Raw genomic sequence first — 25,517 nt, forward strand, 5'->3', positions numbered from 1 at the left:
GCGGCTCAGGCCGACGCGATCGATTCCTTGGCGGCGGCAACAACGGCGTCGGTGGTGATGCCGAACTCGTTGAAGAGGGTCTGGTAGTCGGCCGAGGCACCGAAGTGCTCGATCGAGACGCTGCGACCCTGGTCGCCGATGTAGCTCTTCCATGTCAACGCGAGACCGGCCTCAACCGATACCCGAGCCGTGACATTCTTCGGCAGAACCGATGCGCGGTACTCGGCGCTCTGCTCCTCGAACCACTCCAGGCTCGGTGCAGAGACGACGCGGGCGTGCACGCCGTCTGCCTTCAGCTCCTCGCGGGCGGCGAGGGCGAGCTGCACCTCGGATCCGGTGGCGATGATGATGACGTCGGGGGTGCCGTTGGCGGCATCCGCCAGCACGTACGCGCCCTTCGCGGTGTTCTTCGCCGAGGCCAGCACGTCGCCGGAGGCCTCGCCCTCGCCGCGCTCGAACACCGGGATGTTCTGGCGGGTCAGTGCGATGCCGGCGGGACCGCCGCGGCGCTTGAGGATCTCGAGCCAGGCGTAGCTGACCTCGTTGGCGTCGCCGGGGCGGACGACGTCCAGGCCCGGAATGGCGCGCAGCGTGGCGAGCTGCTCGATCGGCTGGTGCGTCGGGCCGTCCTCGCCGAGGGCGACGGAGTCGTGCGTCCAGACGAAGATCGAGGGCACCTTCATGAGCGCGGCGAGGCGGACGGCCGGGCGCATGTAGTCGCTGAAGATGAGGAAGGTGCCACCGAAGGCGCGCGTGTTGCCGTGCAGCGCGATGCCGTTGATGATGGCGGCCATCGCGTGCTCGCGGATGCCGAAGTGCAGCACGCGGCCGTACGGGTTGCCGCTCCACTCGTGGGTGGAGTGCTCGCTCGGAACGAACGAGGCGGAGCCGTTGATGGTGGTGAGGTTCGACTCGGCGAGGTCGGCGGAGCCGCCCCAGAGCTCGGGGATCACGCCGGCGAGGGCGTTGATGACCTTGCCGGATGCCGCACGGGTCGACACGGAGGTGCCGCCCTCGAAGACGGGCAGTGCCGCCTCGGCTTCCTCGGGCAGCTCGCCGCTCAGCACGCGCTGCAGCAGGGCGTTGCGCTCGGGGTTGGCTGCGGCCCAGGCGTCGAAGCCCTTCTGCCACTCGGCGTGCTGCTCTGCGCCACGCTCGACGGCCTGGCGGGTGTGCGCCAGGACGTCCTCTGCGACGGCGAAGCTCTCGGCCGGGTTGAAGCCGAGCACCTCCTTGACGGCGGCGAGCTCCTCCGCGCCGAGCGCGGAGCCGTGGATCTTGCCGGAGTTCTGCTTCTTCGGGCTCGGCCATCCGATGATGGTCTTCAGCACGATGAGGCTCGGCTTGTTGGTCTCGCCCTTCGCCGCCTCGATGGCGGCGTGCAGCTCGGCCATGTCCTCGACGTACTCGCCCGTCTTCTTCCAATCGACGGTGAGCACCTGCCAGCCGTAGGACTCGTAGCGCGCGGCGACGTCCTCGGTGAAGGCGATCTGGGTGTCGTCCTCGATCGAGATCTGGTTGCTGTCGTAGATCGCGATGAGGTTGCCGAGCTGCTGGTGGCCGGCGAGCGAGGAGGCCTCGCTGGTGACGCCCTCCTGCAGGTCGCCGTCACCGGCGATGACGTACACGAAGTGGTCGAAGGGGCTCGTGCCCGCTGCGGCATCCGGGTCGAACAGGCCGCGCTCGAAGCGGGCCGCGTAGGCGAAGCCGACGGCGGAGGCCAGGCCCTGGCCGAGCGGCCCGGTGGTGATCTCGACGTGGTCGGTGTGGCCGAACTCCGGGTGGCCGGGGGTCTTCGAGCCCCAGGTGCGCAGCGCCTTGAGGTCGTCGAGCTCGAGGCCGTAGCCACCGAGGTACAGCTGGACGTACTGCGTCAGCGAGCTGTGCCCGACGGAGAGCACGAAGCGGTCGCGCCCCAGCCAGTGCTGGTCGGACGGGTCACGGCGCATGACCTTCTGGAACAGCAGGTACGCGGCGGGTGCAAGGCTCATCGCCGTTCCCGGGTGCCCGTTGCCCACCTTCTCCACTGCGTCGGCCGCGAGGATGCGGGCGGTGTCAACTGCCTTGCTATCAATGGAATCCCATTGCAGATCTGCCACTGGATCTAGACCCTTCTAAGCGTAGGGAGACAGAATCATGTCGTCTGCGCTCCCGATGAGGAATGCCGTACCGCAGTCGTCTTCGGCTGTTCCGGTGCGCACGTCGGAAGCAAGGGCAGCCGACAAGATCGTGCGCGCGCTGGAGACCGGCGGGCTTCTTCAGTATAGGGACAGCGCCCATCCGCACGCATGGATATGACGACATCAAGCGAGTTCGCGAACGTAGCCTAGAATTGCCTGAGTACCCGGGTGTAAGAGGAGCAATGGACGTCGCACTAGAGAATCGCACACTGAGCCAGCGACCGGATTTGCGGCGCAAACTCCGCGCATACTGGGCTTTGACCAAGCCGCGTGTGATCGAACTGCTGCTCGTGGTCACAGCGCCGACCATGATTCTGGCGCACAACGGCATCCCGAGCCTGTGGCTCGTGCTGGCCACCCTGATCGGCGGCGCGATGAGCGCGGGCTCCGCCGGCGCGTTCAACTGCTACATCGACCGCGACATCGACCGCGTGATGAAGCGCACCAAGAACCGCCCGCTGGTGACCGGGGAGCTGAGCGACCGGGAGGCCCTGGTCTTCGCCTACGGGCTCGGCGTCGCGTCGATCCTCTGGCTCGGCCTGACCACCAACTGGCTGGCCGCGGCGCTCTCGCTCGGCGCCATCTTGCTCTACGTGGTCTTCTACAGCCTGATCCTCAAGCGCCGCACCGCGCAGAACATCGTCTGGGGCGGTGTGGCGGGCTGCATGCCCGTGCTCATCGGCTGGGCCGCCGTCACCGGCGACATCAGCTGGCCCCCGATCATCCTGTTCGCGATCATCTTCCTCTGGACGCCGCCGCACTACTGGCCGCTGTCGATGAAGTACCGCGACGACTACAAGGCCGCCGGCGTGCCGATGCTCGCCGTCGTGCGCGGTCGCGCACAGGTCGGCCTGCAGACCATCCTGTACGCGTGGGCCACCGTCGCCTGCTCGCTGCTGCTGGTCCCCGTCGCCGGAATGGGCGTCGTCTACACGGCGGTCGCCGTCGTGACCGGCGGCTGGTTCATCTACGAGACGCACCGCCTCTACAACCACGCCATCCGGCACAACGAGGTCTCGCCGATGCGGGTCTTCCACGGCTCCATCGCCTACCTCACGCTGCTCTTCGTCGCCGTCGGCGTCGACCCGCTGCTGCCCTTCTAGGCGACGCCCCGACAACCTCGGTGTTGTCCGTCGCGAAAGGCCCTGCCGTATCGGCAGGGCCTTTTCTCGTGCCTGCGGGTGCCCGCACGGCGGACGGTGGGCAGCGGCAGAGCAGCAGAGCAGCAGAGCGTGGCAGCGGCACAGCGTGAAGCGGCACAGCGGGGCGCGGCTCGGGCGGGTGCGCGTCGGTCCGTGCTCGCCCGGCTGCTTGCGCCGCGCCGCGTCGAGCGCGAGCGGGGTGCCGCATGCCCGGATGCCCGCATCCCGCAGCCGTACCGCGGATGCGAAACGCGAAACGCCGCGAGAACGTGTCGTCCTCGCGGCGTTTCGTTGCGCGCATCCGCAGGGTGGCTGCGATCCGGCCCTCGGCTAGGCGGAGGTCGCCGCCATCTCGCCGGCGGGGGAGACCGCGCCCGGGGCAACCGGCTTCTTGAGGTGCAGCACGACGACGGTCATCGCCGAGGCGAGCAGGGCGGCCAGCAGCATGTGCGCGGCGACGAGGGCCTCCGGCAGGCCGGTGTTGGCCTGGATCAGGCCGATCGCGATCTGCACGACCTCGACGCCGAGCAGCGCGAGGACCCACCTGTGCACCGTGGTGCCGGTGAACCCGATCGAGGCGATCGCCAGCGTGACGGTGAGCGCGAAGGTGGCGTAGGCCGGCCAGGCGTGCAGGTGCTCGAACAGCTCGGCGTTGAAGCCGGTGCGTGCCGCGTTCAGGTCGCCGGAGTGCGGGCCGGACGCCGTCGTGAGAACGCCCATCGCGATGGTGAGGGCCACGAAGAGGGTGGTGACGTGGGTGACGATCATGAACCAGCGCGGCACGGCGAGCTCACGCGGCCCCGGCGTGGCGTACACGCGCACCAGCAGTGCCGCGGCGATCGCGCACATGACGAGGGACACGGTGTAGTGGAAGCCGACGATGAACGGGTTCAGGCCGGTGAGCACGCTGATGCCGCCGACGATGGCCTGCGCCACGACGCCGATCAGCAGGATGAGCGAGAGCGTCCAGAGCTCGCGGCGCTCCTTGCGCAGGCGCAGCACCAGGAGCAGCATGATGACGGCGATGATGCCGACGACGCCGGACATCATCCGGTTGCTGAACTCGATGACGCCGTGGATGCCCATCTCGGGCGTCGGCACGAGCGACTCCGGCGTGCAGAGCGGCCAGGTCGGGCAGCCGAGGCCGGACCCGGTGAGCCGCACGGCCCCGCCGGTCACGATGATCACCAACTCCGAGATGAAGGAGAGCCACGCGAAGAGGCGGATGCCCCCGTTGACCTGGGTGGGGATGGAGAAGCGGTTCACCGTGTATTCGCCTTCGTGTCTTGTCTGTTTTGGCGACGCCAAGCTGCGCGCACGCCGATCCCCAGCTGTGTGGCTGTAGAATCAAATTTGGTTTGAGAACCGTGCTCACGCGCCGTCGCGTTACACGACGCAGTGACGCGCGCCTTGATAAGCGGTTCTTGAATATCTTATGTACGCAAAGCAGCCACCCGCACATTCATCCCCCATGCCAGACGCATTCGCGCTTGGATCGGGAATGAGCCGGACTGATAGCCGGTTAAAGCGGGCAGGAGAAGAGGTAGAGAATGTCGGACGTGCTCATCGACCGCCCCGAGCTCGAGTCACTTGGTGTCTACGAGTTCGGATGGCATGACCCGGATGCCGCAGGTGCATCCGCCCGTCGAGGGATCTCGAAGGAGGTCGTCTCCGACATCTCGGCGCTGAAATCTGAACCGGCGTGGATGCTCGAGCGCCGCCTGAAGGGCTTCGAGCTCTTCGGTCGCAAGCCGATGCCGACGTGGGGCGCAGACCTCAGCGAGATCGACTTCGACAACATCAAGTACTTCGTGCGCTCGACCGAGAAGCAGGCCCAGACCTGGGAAGACCTGCCGGACGACATCAAGAACACGTACGAGAAGCTCGGCATCCCCGAGGCCGAGCGCCAGCGCCTGGTCTCCGGCGTGGCCGCCCAGTACGAGTCCGAGGTGGTCTACCACCAGATCAACGAAGAGCTCGAGGCCCAGGGCGTCATCTTCATGGACACGGACACCGCCCTCAAGGAGCACCCGGAGTTCTTCGAGGAGTACTTCGGCACCGTCATTCCGACGGGCGACAACAAGTTCGCCGCGCTGAACACGGCCGTCTGGTCCGGCGGCTCCTTCGTCTACGTGCCGCCCGGCGTGCACGTGGAGATCCCGCTTCAGGCCTACTTCCGCATCAACACGGAGAACATGGGCCAGTTCGAGCGCACCCTCATCATCGCCGACGAGGGCAGCTACGTTCACTACATCGAGGGCTGCACCGCCCCGATCTACAAGAGCGACTCGCTGCACTCCGCCGTCGTCGAGATCATCGTGAAGAAGAACGCCCGCGTGCGCTACACGACGATCCAGAACTGGTCGAACAACGTCTACAACCTCGTCACGAAGCGCGCGACGGCCGCAGAGGGCGCGACCATGGAATGGGTCGACGGCAACATCGGCTCCAAGGTCACCATGAAGTACCCGTCCATCTTCCTGATGGGCGAGCACGCCAAGGGTGAGACGCTCTCCGTCGCCTTCGCCGGCCCCGGCCAGCACCAGGACGCCGGCGCCAAGATGGTGCACATGGCGCCGTACACGCAGTCGTCGATCGTCTCCAAGTCGATCGCCCGCGGCGGTGGCCGTGCCGGCTACCGCGGCGAGGTGCGCATCGACGCCAACGCCCACCACTCGGCGAACAGCGTCGTCTGCGACGCCCTGCTGGTCGACACCATCTCGCGCTCCGACACCTACCCGGCGATCGATATCCGCGTCGACGACGTGCAGCTCGGCCACGAGGCCACCGTGTCGAAGGTCAGCGAGGAGCAGCTGTTCTACCTGATGAGCCGCGGAATGACCGAAACCGAAGCCATGTCCATGATCGTGCGCGGCTTCATCGAGCCGATCGCGCGCGAGCTGCCCATGGAATACGCACTTGAACTCAACAAGCTCATTGAAATGGGCATGGAAGGATCCGTCGGCTAAATGTCCGCCGCCTCGACACCCAGTACAACCATGCCCAGTTCCGACGCGCCCGCGGCGAGCCTCGTCTCGCCCGAGCAGCACGGCCTCAAGAAGCACAGCGACGGGGGCTGGGGCCTTGCCCCGGTGCAGACCCGCTCCGCCCGCTTCGCCTCCTTCGAGCACAGCGACTTCCCCGTGATCACGGGCCGTGAGGCCGTCTGGAAGCTCTCCCCGATCGCCAAGTTCGCCGACCTCCTGGACGGCGAGCTGGACGGCTCGGAGTTCCCCTACAGCGCGACGGACGCCGCAGGCGTCAGCGTCAGCTGGATCGACCGCACCGACCCCCGCATCGGTTCCGCCGGCAAGCCGGAGGAGCGCGCCTCGGCGAACGCCTGGACGAGCTTCGAGAAGGCCCTGCTCATCCGCATCACCGGTGAGGACGCCACGGAGGTGACCGTGCTGCGCGACGCGCTCGGCACCGCCGCCCGCGCCGCCCACATCGTGATCGAGGCCGCGCCGTTCAGCAACGCGCGCATCGTCCTCGACAACGCGGGCGACGCCCGTATCGTCGAGAACGTCGAGATCATCGTGGGCGAGTCCGCGAACCTCAGCGTGATCACCGTGCAGCAGTGGAACGACGGTGCCGTGCACCTGGCCAACCACTTCTCCCGGGTCGGCCGCGACGCCAAGCTCAAGCACATCGTCGTCTCGCTCGGCGGCGAGGTCGTCCGGCTCAACCCGACGACCCACCTGGCCGAGTCCGGCGCCGACGTCGAGGCCTACGGCCTCTACTTCGCCGACGCCGGCCAGCACCTCGAGCAGCAGGTCTACGTGCACCACGAGGCGCCGCACACCCGCTCCCGCGTCAACTACAAGGGCGCACTGCAGGGCGAGGGTGCGCGCACCGTCTGGATCGGCGACGTGCTGATCGGCCAGCAGGCCACCGGCACCGACAGCTACGAGCAGAACCGCAACCTGGTCCTCAGCGAGGGCACCCGGGCCGACTCGATCCCGAACCTCGAGATCGAGACGGGCGACATCGCCGGGGCCGGCCACGCCAGCGCCACGGGTCGTTTCGACGACGAGCAGCTGTTCTACCTGCAGTCCCGCGGAATTCCGGAGGAGGAGGCGCGTCGCCTCGTCGTCCGCGGCTTCCTCAGCGAGATCGTGCAGCAGATCGGCTCCGCACCGCTCGAGGAGCGCCTGCAGGCCGTCCTCGAGGCCGAGCTCGTCGGAACGGCACTCTGATGGCGGCAAGCAGGATCTGCGGGCTCGACGAGCTCGAGGAGAACAAGGCCGTCAAGGTCGACATCGACGGTGTCTCCATCGCCCTGGTGAAGGATTCCGCCGGCGAGGTCTTCGCCATCGGCGACACCTGCACGCACGGCGACATCTCCCTCTCCGAGGGCTTCGTCGAGGGCGACACGCTGGAATGCTGGGCTCACGGATCGCAGTTCTCGCTGCGCACCGGCAAGCCGCTGACGCTCCCGGCCTACGAGCCCGTGCCCGTCTACCAGGTCGACCTGGTCGACGGCGACATCTACATTGACCCGGCCGTCACCCTGGCCGTCTAGAACATTCCGGAACGGCACTTACCTGCCTGGCGCAAGCGCGCCGAACACGAAAGAGATTGAACACTATGTCTGTTCTTGAGATCAAGGACCTGCACGTCAACGTCGAGACCGACCAGGGTGCCAAGAAGATCCTGCGCGGCGTCGACCTGACCATCAACGAGGGCGAGATCCACGCCGTCATGGGCCCCAACGGCTCCGGCAAGTCCACCCTCGCGTACACGATCGCCGGCCACCCGAAGTACCACGTCGAGGGCGGCTCCATCCTGCTCGACGGCGTCGAGGTCCTCGACATGAGCGTCGACGAGCGCGCACGGGCCGGCCTGTTCCTGGCCATGCAGTACCCGGTCGAGATCCCCGGTGTGACCAACACCAACTTCCTCCGCACCGCCAAGACCGCGATCGAGGGTGAGGCTCCCAGCATCCGCCACTGGATCAAGGATGTCCGCACCGCCATGGACGCCCTGCGCATGGACCCCTCCTTCGCCGAGCGCAACGTGAACGAGGGCTTCTCCGGTGGCGAGAAGAAGCGCAACGAGATCCTCCAGCTCGAGCTGCTCAAGCCGAAGTTCGCCGTCCTCGACGAGACCGACTCCGGCCTCGACGTCGACGCGCTGAAGATCGTCTCTGAGGGTGTCAACCGGGCCAAGGCCAACACCGGCCTCGGCATCGTGCTGATCACCCACTACACCCGGATCCTGCGCTACATCGAGCCCAACTTCGTGCACGTGTTCGTGAACGGCCGCATCGCGGAGCAGGGCGGCCGCGAGCTCGCCGACCGCCTTGAGGACGAGGGCTACGATCGCTTTCTCAGCGGCACGAACGTAGGCTAGTCCTATGACCAGCACGCTCGCCCCCGCACTCTACGACCAGGTCGAAGAGGCGCTCAAAGACGTCATGGACCCGGAGCTCGGCATCAACATCGTCGACCTCGGGCTCATCTATGACCTCGGCTGGGACGACGAGAACAACGCGCTCGTCATCCACATGACCCTCACCAGCGCCGGCTGCCCGCTCACCGATGTCCTCGAGGAGCAGACCGCCGAGTCGCTGGACGGTGTCGTCGACGCCTTCCGCATCAACTGGGTGTGGATGCCGCCGTGGGGCCCGGAGAAGATCACGGACGACGGACGCGACATGATGCGCGCCCTCGGCTTCTCGATCTAGGCCCTCGCCCGTCTGTTTCAGGTTCCGAAGCGGCCCGCACCTCCACGAGGTGCGGGCCGCTTCTCTGTGTCTGCCCACCCTCGGCGCCTGCCCACCCTCGGCGGGCGGGGCTAGGCTCGGCACATGAGCATTGGAAGCACGCCAGAGGACCCGTACCTGCCGGAGACCGATCGCAGCGAGACCGCGCCGCCCGAGCGCTACAGCCACGGCCACCACGAGAGCGTGCTGCGGACCCACTCCTGGCGCACCGTGCAGAACTCGGCCGGCTACCTGCTCCCGCACCTGGCCGCCGGGCAGCGGGTGCTCGACGTCGGCTGCGGCCCGGGCACCATCACCGTCGACCTGGCCCCGCGCGTCGCCCCCGGCGAGGTCGTCGGCATCGACTCCGCGGCCGACGTCATCGAGCAGGCCCAGGCCCTGGCGGCCGACAGCGGGCTGCGCAACGTGCGCTTCTCCGTCGGAGACGTCTACGCGCTGGACTTCCCGGACGACAGCTTCGACGTCGTGCACGCGCACCAGGTGATGCAGCACCTGGCCCGGCCGGTGGACGCGATGCGGGAGATGCGGCGCGTGCTGAAGCCCGGCGGCATCCTCGCGGTGCGCGACGTCATCTACGGCTCCACCTCGTGGTACCCGGCGCTGCCCGCGCTGGACCTCTGGTTGGCGAGCATGCGCGCCGTGATGCTCGGCAATGGCGCGTTCCCGGATGCCGGCCGCTCGCTCAAGGCGTGGGCCAGGCACGCGGGCTTCCACTCCATCGAGTGCTCGGCGACGATGTGGTGCTTCGCCACGGACGCCGAGCGCGACTGGTGGGGGAGCAGCTGGGCCGAACGCGCGCTCGAGTCGAGTTTCGCCGCGCAGGCCATCGAGACCGGCGTCGCCACCCTCTCCGACCTGCAGGAGATCTCCGAGGGCTGGCGCTACTGGGCGGCCGACGCCGACGGCTGGCTCGGCATGCCCCACGGCGAGATCATCGCGACCAAGTAGCGCGACGCGAAGCGTCGCGAAAGGCGGCAGCCCAACCTCAGGAAACCTCGGGAATGGTCACCGGTATCGGTGGGGTTTCGACAGGTTCGACCAGCGGGCGGAGGAACCAGACCCGGTGGTCGACCGGCGGGAGGGTTGCCCGTCCCGTCGATCGGAACGCTACCAGTCCTCGTCGTCGCTCTCGGCGAACTCGCTGGTGCTGGCGGGCACGCGCTGCGTGATCGTGGCGCTGTCCGCCTCGGCGTCGTACCGGATGACGGTGCCGTCATCCAGCTCGAGCACCGGTTTGTTCTCCAGCCAGGTCAGCGTCCAGCGCCAGGTGGAGCGGTCGACGCCGGCCGGCGCCTCATCGCTCTCGACCGCCTCGACGGCGACGAGGACGACCTCGGGCAGGGTGTCCGGCGCGCTCGCGCCGAACGCCCACCGCTTGCCGAGCTGCATCAGGCGCCGCCCTCTGCGTTCGGGTCCATGTCGTAGGTGACCCAGTCCGTGCGCTCCGCGACCTTGTCGTAGAGCAGCTGCGCCACCTCGTTGTCGCTGGCGGTGATCCAGCGCACGACGCTCAGTCGGTTTTCCCTGGCGTAGTCCTTGGCGGTCTCCAGCAGCGCGGCGCCGACGCCGTTGCCGCGGGCCGAGTCGGCCACGTAGAGGTCGTCGAGGAACAGGCCCCGGCTGGCGTCCAGCGGCCGGGCGAACTCCCGCAGGTGGGCGAGCCCAATGAGCTCGCCGTCCTCCTCGGCCACGTAGCCGAAGCTCTCGTGGTTCTTGTCGACCAGCCAGCTCCACAGGATGAGCGCCTTCTGGTCGGTCAGCTGCTTGTTGTAGAAGCTGTTGTAACCCTCATAGAGGCCGATCCAATTGAAGAAGTCTCCATCGGCGATCGGGCGAATCTGCACGGTCATGCGGCTCTCCTAGCTCTCCTGCGCGGGGGCGAAAACAATATCGGTGACGGCGATCTCAGTGCCTTCGACGAAGCTCAGCTCCTGGATGCGTCCGACCGCCTTGAGGTCTTCTGCAGCCAGACGGAGCAGCTGAAGCTGCTCCGAAGTTGCCATGATAGTCGCCGAGGTCACGGCTGTCTTCTGTGACGCCTTTGCGTCGGTCTTGGCGCGTCGGATGCCGATGAGCGCCTGGCCGGCCAGGGCGAGCACCTGCGGCGCCGCATCGGGCAGTGGGACGGACACGGGCCAGCTGGCGGTGTGCACGCTGCCCTCGTTGGACCAGGACCACGCCTCCTCCGTCGCGAACGGCACGAAGGGGGCGAACATGCGCAGCAGAACGGACAGCGCGATGCGCAGTGCGGTCGTCGCCGAGGCCTGTCCGGCGCCGTCGGCGTATGCGCGCTCCTTGACCAGCTCGAGGTAGTCGTCGCAGAACGTCCAGAAGAAGCTCTCGGTGAGCTCCAGCGCGCGGGCGTGGTCGTAGTTCTCGAACGCGGCGGTTGCCTGGTCGATCACGGTGTGCAGCGAGGCGAGCATGCTGAGGTCCAGCGGCTCCGTCACCGTCTCGAGCGTGCCGGCATCCGCGCCCTGCTCGAAGCTCAAGATGAACTTGGCCGCGTTCAGGATCTTGATGGAGAGGCGGCGTCCGATCTTGATCTGGGTCGGGTTCTGCGGGTCGAAGGCCGCGTCCGTGCCGAGGCGCGAGGAGGCGGCCCAGTAGCGCACCGCGTCGGAGCCGTGCTGCTCGAGGATGTCGGCCGGGGTGACGACGTTGCCCTTGGACTTGGACATCTTCTTGCGGTCGGGGTCGACGATGAAGCCGGAGATGCTGGCGTGCTTCCACGGCGCGACGCCGTGCTCGAGCTCGGCGCGCAGCATGGAGGAGAACAGCCAGGTGCGGATGATGTCCTGGCCCTGCGGGCGCAGCGAATAGGGGAAGACCAGGTCGAACAGCTCCGGGTCGCGCTCCCAGCCGCCGGCCAGCTGCGGGGTGAGCGAGGAGGTCGCCCAGGTGTCCATGACGTCGAGCTCGCCGATGAAGCCGTTCGGGGCGCCGCGCTGGGCCTCCTCGTAGCCGGGGGCGGTGTCGCTGGACGGGTCGACGGGCAGCATCTCGCGGCCGGCGATGATCGGCGCGTCGAAGACGGGGTTGCCGTCGGCGTCCAGCGGGTACCAGACGGGGATCGGGATGCCGAAGAAGCGCTGGCGGGAGATCAGCCAGTCGCCGGTCAGGCCGCCGACCCAGTTCTCGTAGCGCACGCGCATGAAGTCGGGGTGCCACTCCAGCTCGGCGCCGTGCTCGAGCAGACGTGCGCGGAGCGCCTCGTCCTTCGCGCCGTTGCCGATGTACCACTGGCGGGTGGAGACGATCTCGAGCGGCTTGTCGCCCTTCTCGAAGAACTTGACCGGGTGCTGGATGTTCTTCGGCTCGCCGATCATCTCGCCGCTCGCGCGGAGCAGCTCGACCATGGCGGCCTTGGCGGAGAACACGGTCTTGCCGGCGATCTGGGCGTAGGCGGCGAGGCCGGCCTCGCTCGTGATGGCCTCGGGCGCCTCGCCGATGATGCGGCCGTCGAAGCCCATGATGGCCCGGTTCGGCAGCTGCAGCTCGCGCCACCAGACCACGTCGGTGACGTCGCCGAAGGTGCAGATCATGGCGATGCCGGAGCCCTTGTCCGGCTGGGCGAGGTGGTGCGCGAGCACGGGCACCTCGACGCCGAACACCGGGGTGGTCACGGTGCTGCCGAAGAAGGGCTTGTAGCGCTCGTCATCCGGGTGCGCGACGAGGGCGACACAGGCCGCGAGCAGCTCGGGGCGGGTGGTCTCGATCTCGATCGTGCCGCCATCGGGCTTGTGGAAGCTGACCCGGTGGTAGGCGGCCGGCTGGTCGCGGTCCTCCAGCTCGGCCTGGGCGACGGCGGTGCGGAAGGTGACATCCCAGAGCGTCGGGGCCATGGCCTGGTAGGCCTCGCCGCGCTCGACGTTGCGGATGAAGGCCAGCTGCGAGGTGAACAGGGCCTCGTCGCCGATGGTGCGGTAGCTCTGCGTCCAGTCGACCGAGAGGCCGAGGGTGCGCCAGAGCGCCTCGAACTGCTTCTCGTCCTCGACGGTGAGGCGCTCGCACAGCTCGATGAAGTTGCGGCGGCTGATCGGCTGCTGGTCGGCGGCCTTGGTGCTCTTGCCGTCGCCGCCCTCGAAGGGGGGAACGAAATCGGCCGTGTACGGCAGGGTCGGGTCGCAGCGGACGCCGTAGTAGTTCTGCACGCGGCGCTCGGTGGGCAGGCCGTTGTCGTCCCAGCCCATCGGGTAGAACACGCTCTTGCCGCGCATGCGCTGGAAGCGGGCGACGACGTCGGTGTGCGTGTAGGAGAAGACGTGGCCGATGTGCAGCGAACCGGATGCCGTCGGCGGCGGCGTGTCGATCGAGTACATGCACTCGCGGGTGGCGCCCGCACGGTCGAAGCGGTAGGTGCCAGCGGTCTCCCAGACCTGGCCCCACTTGGCTTCCAGCCCTTCGAGTGCGGGCTTGTCTGGAACGCGATCGGGGGTAGTCATGAGGCTCCGGTTCGTTGTGGGCGGCACCGTGTCGGTGGTGAGGTGCCTGATAGTCAGCTCAACAAGGCTACCGGACGCGGCCGACCGAAAGGCGCGGCGCATCGGCGAGCAGCTGCGCCGTGTACGCGTGCCCCGGCCGGGCGAACAGCGCTGCGGCCTCGCCCTGCTCCACGACCCGCCCGGCCTGCATGACGGCGACCCGGTCGCTCAGCTGCCTGATCACGCCGAGGTCGTGCGAGATGAACAGCATGCTCAGGCCGCGCTCGCGCTGCAGCCGCCCGAGCAGCTTGAGGATCTGCGCCTGCACGGTGACGTCGAGGGCCGAGACGGGCTCGTCGCAGATCAGGATTTCGGGCTCTGCGGCCAGCGCCCTGGCGATCGAGACGCGTTGGCGCTGCCCGCCGGAGAGGGTGAGCGGATGCCGCGCCGCCAGCTCCGGCGCCAACCCGACCTGGCCGAGCAGCTCCGGCACTCCCGCGCCGCGGGAGGCGTCCCGGAGGATGCGCCCGACGCTCCAGCGCGGGTCGAAGGAGCTCAGGCTGTCCTGGTAGACGGCGCCGATCCGGTGCCGGCGCGCCCGGCGGGCCCGCTCGGGCAGCGGCGCCCAGGCCTCGCCGTCCAGGCGCACCGTGCCGGCATCCGGGGTCTCCAGCCCGAGCAGGATGCGGGCCAGCGTGCTCTTGCCGGAGCCGGACTCGCCGACCAGGCCGAGCGTCTCGCCGCGGCCGAGCTCCAGCGAGACCCCGTCGACGGCCTGCACCCGGCCGCCGTCCCTGGCGAAGGAGCGGGAGACGCCCTCGACCGCCAGCACGGCAGGCCGCGCCGGCTGCGTCGGGTGCGCCGGGTGCGCCGGCCGCACCGGCTGCGCCGCGCGGGGCGCGTGGTCGGGCACGGCGGCGATGAGGCGCTTCGTGTACTCCTCCCGCGGGGCGCCGAGCACCTCGGCGGTGCTGCCCTGCTCGATGACCCGCCCGCCCCGCATGACGAGCACGCGGTCGGCGAGGGCGCTGACGACGGCGAGGTCGTGGCTGATCAGGAGCAGCGCGGTGCCCTGGGCGGTGATCTCGGCCAGCAGCTCGAGGATGCGCGCCTGCACGCTGACGTCGAGCGCGGTGGTCGGCTCGTCGGCGATGACGATGGGCGGGTTCAGGGCGAGGGCGGCGGCGATGAGGGCCCGCTGGCGGAGTCCACCGCTCAGCTCGCCGGAGCGGCGGCGCATGGCGGCATCCGGGTCCGGCATGGCCACCCGCTCCAGCAGCGCGCGCACCCGGGCCTGCACCGCGCCGGCGCCGCCGCGCTCGTGCAGCCGGATGGCGTCGCCGATCTCGCGCCCGATCGGCCGCAGCGGGTCGAGCGAGACGAGGGCATCCTGCAGGACGAGCCCGACCTCGGTGCCGCGGATGGCGCGCCACTGGCGCTCCGTGGCCTTCCGGAGGTCCCGCCCGGCCACGACGAGGCGGTCCGCCCGCACCTCGGCGCGCGCGCCGGCCAGGCCGAGCAAGGCCCGCGCGGTGACGCTCTTGCCCGAGCCCGACTCGCCGACGATGGCCACGCACTCGCCGGGGCGCAGCACCAGGTCGACGCCCTGCACGACGGTCTCGTCGCCGAAGCGCACGCTGAGCCCGGCCACATCGAGAAGCTCATTCACTGTGTGCCACCTTCCCTGGCGCGGACGCGGGTCAGCGCTCGGCCGAGCACGGTGCTGGCCACGGCGGTCAGCACGATCATCAGCCCGGGGAACACCGTCAGCCACCAGGCCGTGGCCAGGTAGGGGCGCCCGGCGGAGAGCATCGCGCCCCACTCCGCGGTCGGCGGCAGTGCGCCGAGCCCGAGGAAGCTCAGCGCGGACGCCCAGACGATGGCCTGGCCGATGCCGAGGGTGGCCAGCACGAGCAGCGGCGCGAGCGCGTTCGGCAGGATGTGCCTGCCGAGGATCCGGCGCGGCCGGTGGCCGAGCACCCTGGCCGCCTCGACGTAGCCGGAGCGCCGGACCGCGAGCAGTTGGCCGCGGAGGATCCGCGCGTAGCCGGGCGCCGTCGAGAGCCCGACCGCGAGGGTGGCGGTGACCGGCCCCGGCCCGGCGATGACGATCACGAGCAGGGCGAGCAGCAGCCCGGGGAACGCGAACAGCACCTCGACCGTGCGGTTCACCGTGAAGTCGAACACGCGGCCGCCGAACGCGGCGAGCACGGCGAGGGCCAGGCCGAGCGTCAGTCCGATGGCGGTCGCCGCCACGCCGATCAGCAGCGAGTTGGCTGTGCCGAAGACGACGCGGCTGTACACGTCGCGCCCGGACTCGTCGGTGCCGAACCAGTGCGCGGGCGACGGCGGGGAGAATGCGTCGCGCGGGGCGATCTGGTTCGGGTCCAGCGGCGCGACGGCAGCCGGCACGAGACAGGCCAGCAGCAGGTACAGCGCGAACGCCGCCGCCAGCACTGTTCCGATGCGCACAGTTCCGATGCGCAGGGCGCCGGCGCGCGGCCGGACGCCAACGGCGACCGTGCGGAGCTCGAGCTCGCTCATGCCGTCACCGCCTCCCTGCGTGGGTCGACGAGGGCGGAGACGACGTCGCTGAGCAGCGTCATGAGCACGTAGATCAGCGCCACGACGAGGACGACGCCGGTGACGACGGGCACGTCGCGGGCGGTGACGGCCTGCAGCAGGGTGCGGCCGAGCCCGGGCCGGGCGAAGATCGTCTCGACGACCACCGCGCCGGAGAGCAGGGTGCCGAGCGCCCAGCCGGAGAGGGCGACGGCGGGGATCGCGGCGTGCCGGATGGTGTGCCGCAGGCTGACGCCGACGGCGCTCTCGCCGCGGGCGCGGGCCGAGAGCACGAACGGCTGGGCGAGGGCGTCCAGCATGCCCTCCCGCATCACGGCGGCCAGAAACCCGGCCAGCGGCACGGCGAGCGTGAGAACGGGCAGCACCAGGCCGCCGAGATCGCCGGTGGACACCGGCGGGAACCAGCCGAGGGCCGTGCTGAACAGCGCGATCAGCGCCGTCGCCAGCCAGAAGTGCGGCAGGGCGGCGCTGGTGAGCTCGATGCCGCTGGCGACGGACGTCGCCACGCGGCCCGCCCCCGTCGAGACGAGCGCGAGCGCCAGGGCGAGCAGCCAGGCCACCGCGAGGGCCGCCACCGCCAGCAACACCGTTCCGGGCAGCTGCGCGCCGAGCAGGTCGGCGACGGGCACCTTGAGGGCGTACGACTGGCCGAGGTCGCCGGAGAGCAGTCGGCCGAGCATCGCCGCGTACTGCACGGCGAGCGGCTGGTCCAGGCCGTACTGCTGCCGCACCTGCTCCAGCGCCTCCGGCGAGGCCTGCGAGCCCGGCCCGCCGAGCACCGCCAGCGCCGGGTCGCCGGGGATCAGCCGCAGCGCGAAGAAGGTGATCGTCGCGACGGCCCAGAGCACGAAGACGGCGCCGGCGACGCGGGCGGCGACCCTACTCGCTGAGCCAGGCGTCATAGAAGCTCGGGGTGGACACGGTGCCGATGGCGCGCGCGCCGTGCAGCGTGGGGGAGAGCAGGAAGTGGTTCTGCTGGTCGTAGAGCGGCAGCACGGTGAAGCTGCCGAGGATCCTCTTCTGCGCCGCGGTGTAGAGGGTCTGCCGCTCGTCGGCGTCCAGGCTGCTCGCCGCCTGGGCGAGGAGGCTGTCGAGCTCCGGGTCGCTCAGCTGGGCCAGGTTGGCGAAGTAGCCGCTCGGCGCCGGGGTGATGCTGTCCGAGTGGTAGAGGATCCGCAGCACGTCCGGGCCGACCTTCGTGTACGGGGCGCTGACCACGTCGTAGTCGTTCGTGAACAGGGCGCCGTACCAGCTGGAGAGGTCGAGCGGGGTGATGACGACCTCGAAGCCGGCCTCGGCCGCCGTCGCCTGCACCTGCTCGAACAGCGACTGCTCGGCCGGGATCGACTGGTTGGTGCTGACGGGGAACGCGAGGCTCAGGCGCTGGCCGTCCTTGACGCGGATGCCGTCGGCATCCTTCTCCGACCATCCGGCCTCGTCGAGCAGGGCGTTGGCCTTCTTGAGGTCGGTGCCGAACAGCGACTCGTCGGAGTAGCCGAGCGGCTCGACGCTGGAGAGCGCGGAGTAGGAGCGCGCGGCGGTGCCGAAGAAGAGGGAATCGATGCCGTCGTTGACGTCGACGGCGCGGATGAAGGCCTCGCGCACGAGGGGGTCGTCGAAGGGCGCCTGGCCGGAGTTCAGCTCGAGCCGGTTCGAGGCGCCCGGCCGGGGCGCGTCGATCTCGGTGAAGGTGCCGGCGGATGCGGCGGCGGCCAGCGTGTCCGGCTGGGCGTTGTCGATGACCTGCACCTGGCCGGCCTGCAGCGCCGCGTAGCGGGAGGCGGAGTCCGGCAGGAAGCGCCAGTCGATCGCCTCCAGGTAGGCGGGGCCCTCGTGGGCGGCGTCGGCGGGCGGCGAGCTGTAGTTGTCGTTCCGCACGAGCGCGACGTGGTCCTGCTTGACCCAGCCGTCGACGGCGAACGGGCCGGTGCCGATCGGCGCCTGGCAGTTCTCGTCGAGGCCGCGGGCGATGCCGGCGGCCGATTCGATGGCCAGCCACGGCTGGCTGAGCGACTCGAGCAGGGCGCTGTCCGGGGCGGTCATGGTGAAGCGCGCGACCGTGTCGCTCACCGCCTCGACGCCGGCCACCTTGCCGAGGGCGAGGTAGCCGGTGGAGGAGCCGGTGGCCGGGTCCTGGACGTGCTCGACGGTGGCCTTCACGTCGGCGGCGGTCAGCGGGGTGCCGTCGCTGAAGCGCACGTCGTCGCGCAGCGTGAACTCCCATGTGAGGCCGTCCTCTGCCATCTCCCAGCTGTCGGCGAGCCAGGGGATGATCCGGCCGTTGTCGTCGATCGACACGAGCGACTCCAGGTACTGCCCGGCGATGAGTGCCTGCGGGTAGTTGCCGCCGACGTGCGGGTCGAGGCAGTCGGGCTCGGCGTCGCCGCTGGCGTAGACGAGGGTGCCGCCGCTCACGGGGGTTCCGGATGCCGCGGTGCCGGTGGTGCCGGCGGCGTCCCCGGTGGGGGCGCTGCACGCGGCGAGCAGCAGGACGGCGGAGGCTGCCAGCGGCAGCAGTGCGCGCCGGGCGGCGCGGGAGGGCAGGGCAGGCATCGAGATCCTTGCTGGGGAGGGGAAGTGCGCCCGGCGTTGAGCGAGCGCGTCATAATCATGGCACCGGGAGAGGCGCTCGGCACGCCACTTGTTATAGTCCAGCTAGAACAATAGGATCGATGTGTGCTCATCCGCATCGATCCCACCCTCTCCACGCCGCTGTTCGAACAGTTGGCGGCCGGCATCCGTGCCTCGGTCATCGACGGGCGGCTCACCGTGGGGGAGCGGCTGCTGCCCGCCCGGGAGCTGGCCGGCGCCCTCGACATCAACGTGCACACGGTGCTGCGCGCCTACCAGATCCTGCGCGAGGAGGGCCTGCTCGACATGCGGCCGGGCCGCGGCGCCATCGTCGCCGGGCGGATCGGTCAGCACGCCGCGCTGGCCGGCGCGATCCACGACCTAGTCGACGAGGCCAAGCTGCGCAACGTTTCGGAGAGCGCCCTGCTCTCGCTCATCAGAGAGGCCTACAAGTGAACGACTCCACCCAGCACGCCAACCCGGAGCAGCGAGCGGTGACGCGCTCCCGACTCCTCCTGGTGGCCGTCGTGTTGCCGCTCGCGGTCGCCGTGGCATCCGCACTCGTCATCATCAGCTGGATCCCGACCCTGCCGGCGGTGATCGGGATCCACTGGGGCTCGGAGGGGGTGAACGACTTCGGCAGCCCGTGGGAGCTCGTCGCCATCGTTCTCGGGACGGTCGGTCTTTTCAGTGGCGTGATGGCCTTCTCGTTCGCGCATCTCGCCGAGCGTGGCCGCCCCCGGCCCGCCCAGAAGGTGCTGGCCGTGACCTCGCTCTGGCTGTCCGTCCTGCTCAGTGTCGGCATCGCCGGCTCGGTTGCGACGCAACGCGGCTTGAGCGACGCCAGCACCGCACCAGATCCCCTGCCCTGGCTGCTGCTCGGTGCCCTGCTCGGGCTCGTCGCGGCCGCGGCCGCCTGGTTCCTGCTTCCGCGCGCCGACCGCACGCCGCCGTACGCGTTCGACGTCGAGCCGCTGGACGTCGGCCCGTCGGAGCGCGTCTTCTGGACGGGAACCGTGTCCGCAGCCCGCGGCGTGCTGCTGCTCATCCTGGCGGTGTTCGCGCTGGGGATCGGGAGCACGCTCGCCGCGGCGCTCGGCGGCGAGGAGGTGCTGGTGCTCGTGCTGCTGCCGCTGTTCGTGGTGCTCGCCGTGGCGCTCACGACCGTCCGTTGGAGGGTCAGCGTCGGGCAGCACGGGGTGAACGTCGTCTCCGTCGCCGGCTGGCCGGCGATCCGGATTCCGCTGAGTGAGGTGGCCGATGTGCGGCTGATCGCGGTGAACCCGGTCGGCGACTTCGGCGGCTGGGGCTGGCGCTGGAACGGCGGGCGCACCGGAATCATCCTGCAGGCCGGCCCGGCGATCGAGGTCACCCGCAGCAACGGGAAGGTGCTCGTCGTGCCCGTCGACGACGCCGAGACGGCCGTCGCGGTGCTGCAGGGCGCCGGCGCCCGCTGAACGCCGCCGGCCCGCTGAACGAGCGCGGGCCGGCGGAGTTGGGCGAAGCGGCTCGGGTCCGGGCTCCGACCCGCTATTCTTAGAGGCACAGACTGCGAACCGGCCATCACCGGGGAGTCCTCGGAAGAGAACAGGCGGGCGCCACGGCATCCGACTGAGGTAGAACCGAGCGGGGCTGGCCCGTCATCGCCAAGGAACAAGCGGCTTCCCGGCTGCCGAAGGCGGCATCGGGGAGCAAGCGAGGTGGTACCGCGGCAGGCAGAGGCCCGCCGTCCTCGTGGAAGTGGCCAACAGCATCCGTCAGCCGTCCAGGAGACACACGTGTACCCCAAAGACTCGAACACCCCCGATTCCTCCTCCACCGCGGGCTCCGGCGCCGCATTCGGCGTGACGCCGTCGCCGAACTTCCCCGCGATCGAGGAGGAGGTGCTCGCGTTCTGGAAGCAGGACGGCACCTTCCAGGCCTCCATCGACCAGCGCGAGGGCGAGGACGAGTGGGTCTTCTATGACGGCCCGCCCTTCGCCAACGGCCTGCCGCACTACGGCCACCTCCTCACCGGCTACGCCAAGGACGTCTTCCCGCGCTATCAGACCATGCGCGGCAAGCAGGTGCACCGCCGCTTCGGCTGGGACACCCACGGCCTGCCCGCCGAGCTCGAGGCGGAGCGCCAGCTCGGCATCACCGACAAGAGCCAGATCGAGGAGATGGGCATCGCCGCGTTCAACAGCGCGGCCAAGGAGTCGGTGCTGCGCTACACCAAGGAGTGGCAGGAGTACGTCACCCGGCAGGCCCGCTGGGTCGACTTCGACAACGACTACAAGACGCTCGACACCAGCTACATGGAGAGTGTCATCTGGGCATTCAAGACCCTGCACGACAAGGGCCTCGCCTACGAGGGCTACCGGGTGCTGCCCTACTGCTGGCGCGACCAGACCCCGCTCTCCAACCACGAGCTGCGCATGGACGACGACGTCTACAAGATGCGCCAGGACCAGACGGTCACCGTCACCTTCCCGCTGACCGGCCCGAAGGCGGAGTCGCTCGGCCTCACCGCCGTGCGCGCCCTCGCCTGGACGACGACGCCGTGGACCCTGCCCACCAACCTCGCCCTCGCCGTCGGCCCCGACATCGAGTACGCGGTCGTCCCGGCCGGCCCCAACGGCACCCCGGATGCCACCGTGCTCCGCGAGGAGGCCGAGGGCACCGCCGCGCACACCGAGGTGCTCGGCGGCGAGTACCTGATCGCGATCGACCTGGTCGCCGGTTACGCCAAGGACCTCGGCTACGACAGCGCAGAGGAGGCCACCGCCGCGATCTCGCGCACCGTCCGCGGCCGCGAGCTCGAGGGCGTCAGCTACGACCGCCTGTTCGACTACTACGCCGACACCGAGGAGTGGGGCACCGAGAACGCCTGGCGCATCCTCACCGCCGACTACGTCACCACCTCCGACGGAACCGGCATCGTGCACCAGGCCCCCGCCTACGGCGAGGAGGACCAGAAGGTCTGCGAGGCGGCGGGCATCCCCGTCATCCTCTCGCTCGACGACGGTGGCAAGTTCCTGCCCGCGGTGACGGATGTCGCCGGCCAGCTCTGGATGGACGCCAACAAGCCGCTCACGCAGCTGCTGAAGGCCGAGGGCCGCCTGCTCCGCCAGGCCAGCTACGAGCACAGCTACCCGCACTGCTGGCGCTGCCGCAACCCCCTGATCTACAAGGCCGTCTCCAGCTGGTTCGTCCGCGTCACCGAGTTCCGCGACCGCATGGTCGAGCTGAACGAGGACATCAACTGGGTGCCGGACAACGTCAAGGACGGCCAGTTCGGCAAATGGGTGGCGGGTGCCCGCGACTGGTCGATCAGCCGCAACCGCTACTTCGGCTCGCCGATCCCGGTCTGGAAGAGCGACAACCCCGAGTTCCCGCGCGTCGACGTGTACGGCTCGCTGGACGAGCTCAAGCGCGACTTCGGCACGCTGCCGCTGAACGCGGCGGGGGAGCCGGACCTGCACCGCCCCTACATCGACGACCTCACCCGGCCGAACCCGGACGACCCCAGCGGTCAGTCCACGATGCGCCGCATCTCCGACGTGCTCGACGTCTGGTTCGACTCCGGCTCGATGCCGTTCGCCCAGGTGCACTACCCGTTCGAGAACCAGGAGTTCTTCGGCGAGCACCACCCCTCCGACTTCATCGTCGAGTACATCGGGCAGACCCGCGGCTGGTTCTACGTCATGCACGTGCTCTCCACCGCGCTGTTCGACCGACCCGCGTACAAGAACGTCGTCAGCCACGGCATCGTGCTCGGCTCCGACGGCCAGAAGATGTCCAAGTCGCTCCGCAACTACCCGGACGTCTCCGAGGTCTTCGACCGCGACGGCTCCGACGCCATGCGCTGGTTCCTGATGTCCAGCTCCGTGCTGCGCGGCGGCAACCTCGTCGTGACGGAGGAGGGCATCCGCGAGGGCGTCCGCCAGGTCATGCTGCCGCTCTGGAGCACCTGGTACTTCTTCAGCCTGTACGCCAACGCGTCTGCCGGTTCGAATGAAGCAGCCGGCGGCTACGAGGCCACCCTGCGCACCGACTCCGGCGACGTGCTCGACCGCTACCTGCTGGCCAAGACCCGCACGCTCATCGAGGATGTCACCACCGACCTCGACGCGCTGGACAGCACCCTGGCCGCCGCCAAGCTGCGCGACTTCGCCGACGTGCTCACCAACTGGTACGTGCGCCGCTCGCGCGACCGCTTCTGGGCCGGCGTCGGCGCCGACGGCAGCAACAGCGAGGCCTTCGACACGCTCGCCACCGTGCTCGAGGCGTTCACCCGGGTCGCCGCCCCGCTGCTGCCGCTCGTCAGCGAGCGCGTCTGGCAGGGGCTGACCGGCGGGCGCAGCGTGCACCTGACCGACTGGCCGGAGGCCGACGCCTTCCCCGCCGATGACGCCCTCGTCGCCGCCATGGACCAGGTGCGCTCCATCACCGGTGCCGCCCTCTCCCTCCGCAAGCAGGCCGCGCTGCGCGTGCGCCTGCCGCTGGCTGCGCTCACCGTCGTCGCCGCCGACACCGCCGCGCTCGCCCCGTTCGAGTCGATCGTGCGCGACGAGCTCAACGTCAAGTCGGTTGAGTTCGTCGAGCTGGCCGAGGACAGCGCCGCCCGCTACGGCATCACCAGCAAGCTCACCGTCAACGCCCGCGCGGCCGGGCCGCGCCTCGGCAAGGGCGTGCAGCAGGTCATCCAGGCCGCCCGCAGCGGCGACTGGAGCGAGACCGACGGCGTCGTCACCGCCGGCGGCGTCGAGCTCGCCGCCGGCGAGTACGAGCTCGTGCTCGAGACGGCCTCCGGCGGCGAGGGCCAGGCCCTGGCCCTGCTGCCCGGCGGCGGCTTCGTGCTGCTCGACACGGCGACCACCCCGGAACTCGAGGCAGAGGGCCTCGCCCGCGACGTCATCCGCGCCGTGCAGGACGCCCGCAAGGCGGCCGGCCTCGAGGTCAGCGACCGCATCAGCCTGAGCCTCGTCGTGTCGGAGGACGGCCTCGCGGCCGTGCAGCAGCACGCCGAGCTCATCGCCGCCGAGACCCTCGCCACCCAGGTGAGCGTCGCCGCGGCATCCGGCACAGAAGAACTCGCCCCGCTCGCAGGCGGCGCACACGTGCACATTGGAGTAGTGAAGGCATGACCGACGACAACAGCGCATACACACCCGACGACGAGTTCGCGGACGCCGCGGCCGCCGTCTACGCCGAGCTGCTCGCCCGCGTCGGCGAGGTGAACCCGCAGCCCCGGCTCGAGCCGACCCGCCGCGCCGTCGAGCTGCTCGGCGACCCGCAGCGCTCGTACCCGATGATCCACGTCACCGGGACCAACGGCAAGACCAGCACCAGCCGGATGATCGAGAGCCTGCTGCGCGCCCACGGGCTGCGCACCGGCCTGCTCACCAGCCCGCACCTGGTCAGCTTCAACGAGCGCATCGTCATCGACGGCGAGCCGATCAGCAACGAGGCGCTCGCCCACAACTGGGCCGACATCGCCCCCTACATCGCCATGGTCGACACCGAGCTGATCGCGGCCGACGAGCTGCCGCTGACGTTCTTCGAGGCGCTGACGGTGCTGGCCTTCGCCAGCTTCGCCGACGCGCCCATCGACGTCGCCGTCGTCGAGGTCGGCATGGGCGGCGAGTGGGACTCCACCAACGTCGCCGACGGCCAGGTCGCCGTGTTCGCCCCGATCGCGCTGGACCACCTCGGCAAGCTGGGCGACACGATCGGAGAGATTGCGCGCACCAAGTCCGGCATCATCAAGCCCGCCGCGGCCGTCGTGTCCGCGACGCAGGCGCCGGAGGCCGAGGCCGAGCTGGCCCGCGCCGCCGAGCTCACCGAGTCGACGTTGGCCGTGCAGGGCGCGGCGCCCGGCTTCGAGCTGCTGAGCAGCACCGTCGCCGTCGGCGGCCAGCTCATCACGGTGCGCGGCCTCGCCGGCACCTACAGCGAGCACTTCCTGCCGCTCTACGGCAGCCACCAGGCGCAGAACGCCGCGCTGGCCATCGCGGCCGTCGAGTCCTTCCTCGGCGGCGGCACCCAGGCCATCGCCGAGGACATCCTCACGGAGGCGCTCGGGGAGTCACCTCGCCCGGCCGCCTGCAGCTGGTCGGCATCGAGCCCACCGTCATCGTGGATGCCGCCCACAACCCGCACGGCGCGTCCTCCCTGGTCGCGGCGCTCGGCGCCTACTTCGACTTCGACGAGATCGCGGTCGTGCTCGGCGTGCTCTCCGACAAGGACGCCCGCGGCATCATCCAGGCGCTCACCCCCGTCGCGACCCGCTTCCACGTGACGCAGTCCGGCTCGGAGCGGGCGATCGACGCCTACGAGCTCGGCGAGCTCGTCGCCGACGCGGTCGGCGAGGAGGCCGTGTTCGTCTCCAACGACCCCGCCGAGGCGCTGCAGAGCGCCCGTGAGTGGGCCGACGCGGCCCCCGCCGGGCCGTCGTCGTGACCGGTTCGATCACCCTCGTCGCCGAGGCGATCGTGATCGCCGACGCCGAGAACTGGATGCAGTCGTGACCGCCGCCCCCGCGCCCCGGCAGAGCTCGGTGCAGCGCTCGCTCGCCTCGATCGTGCTCGGCTTCGAGCTCGTCGTGATCTTCCTGGCGACCCTCGTCATCGCCTTCGGCCCCGGCGCCGTGCTGCCGCCCTGGGTGATGCTCACGGTCGGCGGCATCGTCTGCCTCCTGGCCATCGCCACGATGGGACTGCTGCGCCACCGCTGGGCCTACGCCCTCGGCTGGGGCGTGCAGGCGGTCGTCGTGCTGAGCGGCTTCTTCAACCCGGCCATGTTCTTCATCGGCGCGCTGTTCGTCGCGATGTGGGCGTACTGCATGATCACCGGCGCGCGCCTGGACCGCCAGAAAACACTTTCTTAAGCCGACAACCCACGGCCAACC

The 25,517-nt window shown here is 69.8% G+C and carries 20 protein-coding genes and 1 pseudogene; 12 read left to right on the top strand and 9 right to left on the bottom strand.

What is annotated here, in order from left to right; all coding sequences use genetic code 11:
• Positions 1-5 precede the first annotated feature (5 nt).
• On the bottom strand, positions 6-2,099 hold the full coding sequence (tkt, locus tag BLT62_RS09700; RefSeq protein WP_083363870.1) for a transketolase: 2,094 nt from the start codon (positions 2,097-2,099) through the stop codon (positions 6-8).
• A 263-nt stretch (positions 2,100-2,362) separates the two neighbouring features.
• Here tkt and BLT62_RS09705 point away from each other — a divergent pair, with 263 nt between their 5' ends.
• Positions 2,363-3,283, top strand: a complete 921-nt coding sequence (locus BLT62_RS09705) for a heme o synthase (RefSeq protein WP_083363871.1) — start codon at positions 2,363-2,365, stop codon at positions 3,281-3,283.
• 369 nt (positions 3,284-3,652) lie between these two features.
• Here BLT62_RS09705 and BLT62_RS09710 read toward each other — a convergent pair whose 3' ends face one another.
• Positions 3,653-4,588 (bottom strand): COX15/CtaA family protein, encoded by a 936-nt coding sequence (locus BLT62_RS09710; RefSeq protein WP_083363872.1) that lies wholly within the window; start codon positions 4,586-4,588, stop codon positions 3,653-3,655.
• 284 nt (positions 4,589-4,872) lie between these two features.
• Between BLT62_RS09710 and sufB the strand changes: the two genes are divergently transcribed.
• From sufB to BLT62_RS09740, 6 genes are all read left to right on the top strand, one after another.
• Positions 4,873-6,291, top strand: a complete 1,419-nt coding sequence (sufB, locus tag BLT62_RS09715) for a Fe-S cluster assembly protein SufB (protein ID WP_083363873.1) — start codon at positions 4,873-4,875, stop codon at positions 6,289-6,291.
• A 30-nt stretch (positions 6,292-6,321) separates the two neighbouring features.
• A complete protein-coding gene (sufD, locus tag BLT62_RS09720; RefSeq protein WP_156786303.1) occupies positions 6,322-7,518 on the top strand; it encodes a Fe-S cluster assembly protein SufD in 1,197 nt (398 codons plus the stop codon).
• Entirely contained in the window at positions 7,518-7,844 is a 327-nt protein-coding gene (locus tag BLT62_RS09725; RefSeq protein WP_083363875.1) for a non-heme iron oxygenase ferredoxin subunit, read from the top strand. Before sufD ends, BLT62_RS09725 begins: the two co-directional genes overlap by 1 nt.
• A gap of 65 nt (positions 7,845-7,909) precedes the next feature.
• Entirely contained in the window at positions 7,910-8,674 is a 765-nt protein-coding gene (gene sufC, locus BLT62_RS09730) for a Fe-S cluster assembly ATPase SufC (protein ID WP_083363876.1), read from the top strand.
• Positions 8,675-8,678: 4 nt separating this feature from the next.
• Entirely contained in the window at positions 8,679-9,008 is a 330-nt protein-coding gene (locus BLT62_RS09735; protein WP_067227102.1) for a metal-sulfur cluster assembly factor, read from the top strand.
• Between the two features lie 123 nt (positions 9,009-9,131).
• Entirely contained in the window at positions 9,132-9,995 is an 864-nt protein-coding gene (locus BLT62_RS09740) for a methyltransferase domain-containing protein (RefSeq protein WP_083363877.1), read from the top strand.
• 159 nt (positions 9,996-10,154) lie between these two features.
• On the opposite strand, the gene BLT62_RS09745 is transcribed toward BLT62_RS09740, so the two are convergent.
• The 7 genes from BLT62_RS09745 to BLT62_RS09775 form a co-directional block, all read right to left on the bottom strand.
• A complete protein-coding gene (locus BLT62_RS09745; protein WP_083363878.1) occupies positions 10,155-10,436 on the bottom strand; it encodes a hypothetical protein in 282 nt (93 codons plus the stop codon).
• The gene (locus BLT62_RS09750; RefSeq protein WP_083363879.1) at positions 10,436-10,897 is read right to left on the bottom strand and encodes a GNAT family N-acetyltransferase; all 462 of its coding nucleotides are present in this window, start codon (positions 10,895-10,897) and stop codon (positions 10,436-10,438) included. The genes BLT62_RS09745 and BLT62_RS09750 overlap by 1 nt, the downstream gene beginning before the upstream one ends.
• A 9-nt stretch (positions 10,898-10,906) precedes the next feature.
• Positions 10,907-13,492, bottom strand: a complete 2,586-nt coding sequence (valS, locus tag BLT62_RS09755; RefSeq protein ID WP_083363880.1) for a valine--tRNA ligase — start codon at positions 13,490-13,492, stop codon at positions 10,907-10,909.
• Positions 13,493-13,559: 67 nt separating this feature from the next.
• Positions 13,560-15,140 (bottom strand): dipeptide ABC transporter ATP-binding protein, encoded by a 1,581-nt coding sequence (locus tag BLT62_RS09760; RefSeq protein WP_083363881.1) that lies wholly within the window; start codon positions 15,138-15,140, stop codon positions 13,560-13,562.
• Positions 15,137-16,015 carry an ABC transporter permease gene (locus BLT62_RS09765; RefSeq protein WP_083363882.1) on the bottom strand — a complete coding sequence of 293 codons (879 nt, stop codon included), beginning with the start codon at positions 16,013-16,015 and terminating at the stop codon, positions 15,137-15,139. The genes BLT62_RS09760 and BLT62_RS09765 overlap by 4 nt, the downstream gene beginning before the upstream one ends.
• Positions 16,012-16,956 carry an ABC transporter permease gene (locus BLT62_RS09770; protein ID WP_083363883.1) on the bottom strand — a complete coding sequence of 315 codons (945 nt, stop codon included), beginning with the start codon at positions 16,954-16,956 and terminating at the stop codon, positions 16,012-16,014. Before BLT62_RS09770 ends, BLT62_RS09765 begins: the two co-directional genes overlap by 4 nt.
• Entirely contained in the window at positions 16,934-18,607 is a 1,674-nt protein-coding gene (locus tag BLT62_RS09775) for an ABC transporter substrate-binding protein (protein ID WP_083363884.1), read from the bottom strand. Before BLT62_RS09775 ends, BLT62_RS09770 begins: the two co-directional genes overlap by 23 nt.
• Before the next feature lie 123 nt (positions 18,608-18,730).
• On the opposite strand from BLT62_RS09775, the gene BLT62_RS09780 reads away from it, so the two are divergent.
• From BLT62_RS09780 to BLT62_RS09805, 5 genes and pseudogenes are all read left to right on the top strand, one after another.
• Positions 18,731-19,081: a GntR family transcriptional regulator gene (locus BLT62_RS09780; RefSeq protein WP_083363885.1), complete on the top strand. Its 351-nt coding sequence runs from the start codon at positions 18,731-18,733 to the stop codon at positions 19,079-19,081.
• Positions 19,078-20,082 carry a hypothetical protein gene (locus BLT62_RS09785; RefSeq protein WP_083363886.1) on the top strand — a complete coding sequence of 335 codons (1,005 nt, stop codon included), beginning with the start codon at positions 19,078-19,080 and terminating at the stop codon, positions 20,080-20,082. Before BLT62_RS09780 ends, BLT62_RS09785 begins: the two co-directional genes overlap by 4 nt.
• 321 nt (positions 20,083-20,403) lie before the next feature.
• Complete coding sequence (ileS, locus tag BLT62_RS09790) at positions 20,404-23,754, top strand: isoleucine--tRNA ligase (protein ID WP_083363887.1); 3,351 nt, start codon at positions 20,404-20,406, stop codon at positions 23,752-23,754.
• A pseudogene (locus BLT62_RS18330) lies at positions 23,751-25,137 on the top strand (bifunctional folylpolyglutamate synthase/dihydrofolate synthase). The gene ileS and the pseudogene BLT62_RS18330 overlap by 4 nt, the downstream one beginning before the upstream one ends.
• On the top strand, positions 25,134-25,496 hold the full coding sequence (locus tag BLT62_RS09805) for a DUF4233 domain-containing protein (protein WP_172829680.1): 363 nt from the start codon (positions 25,134-25,136) through the stop codon (positions 25,494-25,496). Before BLT62_RS18330 ends, BLT62_RS09805 begins: the two are co-directional and overlap by 4 nt.
• Positions 25,497-25,517: the final 21 nt, after the last annotated feature.

The sequence above is a fragment of the Microterricola viridarii genome (genome assembly GCF_900104895.1).
Taxonomy (GTDB): Bacteria; Actinomycetota; Actinomycetes; order Actinomycetales; family Microbacteriaceae; genus Microterricola; species Microterricola viridarii.

What these genes read in the sequence shown, in the direction of transcription:
- BLT62_RS09750 (WP_083363879.1), bottom strand. Translation starts at nt 10,897, where the DNA reads ATGACCGTGCAGATTCGCCCGATCGCCGATGGAGACTTCTTCAATTGG.
- sufB (WP_083363873.1), top strand. Translation starts at nt 4,873, where the DNA reads ATGTCGGACGTGCTCATCGACCGCCCCGAGCTCGAGTCACTTGGTGTC.
- valS (WP_083363880.1), bottom strand. Translation starts at nt 13,492, where the DNA reads ATGACTACCCCCGATCGCGTTCCAGACAAGCCCGCACTCGAAGGGCTG.
- BLT62_RS09735 (WP_067227102.1), top strand. Translation starts at nt 8,679, where the DNA reads ATGACCAGCACGCTCGCCCCCGCACTCTACGACCAGGTCGAAGAGGCG.
- sufC (WP_083363876.1), top strand. Translation starts at nt 7,910, where the DNA reads ATGTCTGTTCTTGAGATCAAGGACCTGCACGTCAACGTCGAGACCGAC.
- BLT62_RS09745 (WP_083363878.1), bottom strand. Translation starts at nt 10,436, where the DNA reads ATGCAGCTCGGCAAGCGGTGGGCGTTCGGCGCGAGCGCGCCGGACACC.
- sufD (WP_156786303.1), top strand. Translation starts at nt 6,322, where the DNA reads ATGCCCAGTTCCGACGCGCCCGCGGCGAGCCTCGTCTCGCCCGAGCAG.
- BLT62_RS09775 (WP_083363884.1), bottom strand. Translation starts at nt 18,607, where the DNA reads ATGCCTGCCCTGCCCTCCCGCGCCGCCCGGCGCGCACTGCTGCCGCTG.
- BLT62_RS09765 (WP_083363882.1), bottom strand. Translation starts at nt 16,015, where the DNA reads ATGAGCGAGCTCGAGCTCCGCACGGTCGCCGTTGGCGTCCGGCCGCGC.
- BLT62_RS09740 (WP_083363877.1), top strand. Translation starts at nt 9,132, where the DNA reads ATGAGCATTGGAAGCACGCCAGAGGACCCGTACCTGCCGGAGACCGAT.
- BLT62_RS09705 (WP_083363871.1), top strand. Translation starts at nt 2,363, where the DNA reads ATGGACGTCGCACTAGAGAATCGCACACTGAGCCAGCGACCGGATTTG.
- BLT62_RS09725 (WP_083363875.1), top strand. Translation starts at nt 7,518, where the DNA reads ATGGCGGCAAGCAGGATCTGCGGGCTCGACGAGCTCGAGGAGAACAAG.
- BLT62_RS09770 (WP_083363883.1), bottom strand. Translation starts at nt 16,956, where the DNA reads ATGACGCCTGGCTCAGCGAGTAGGGTCGCCGCCCGCGTCGCCGGCGCC.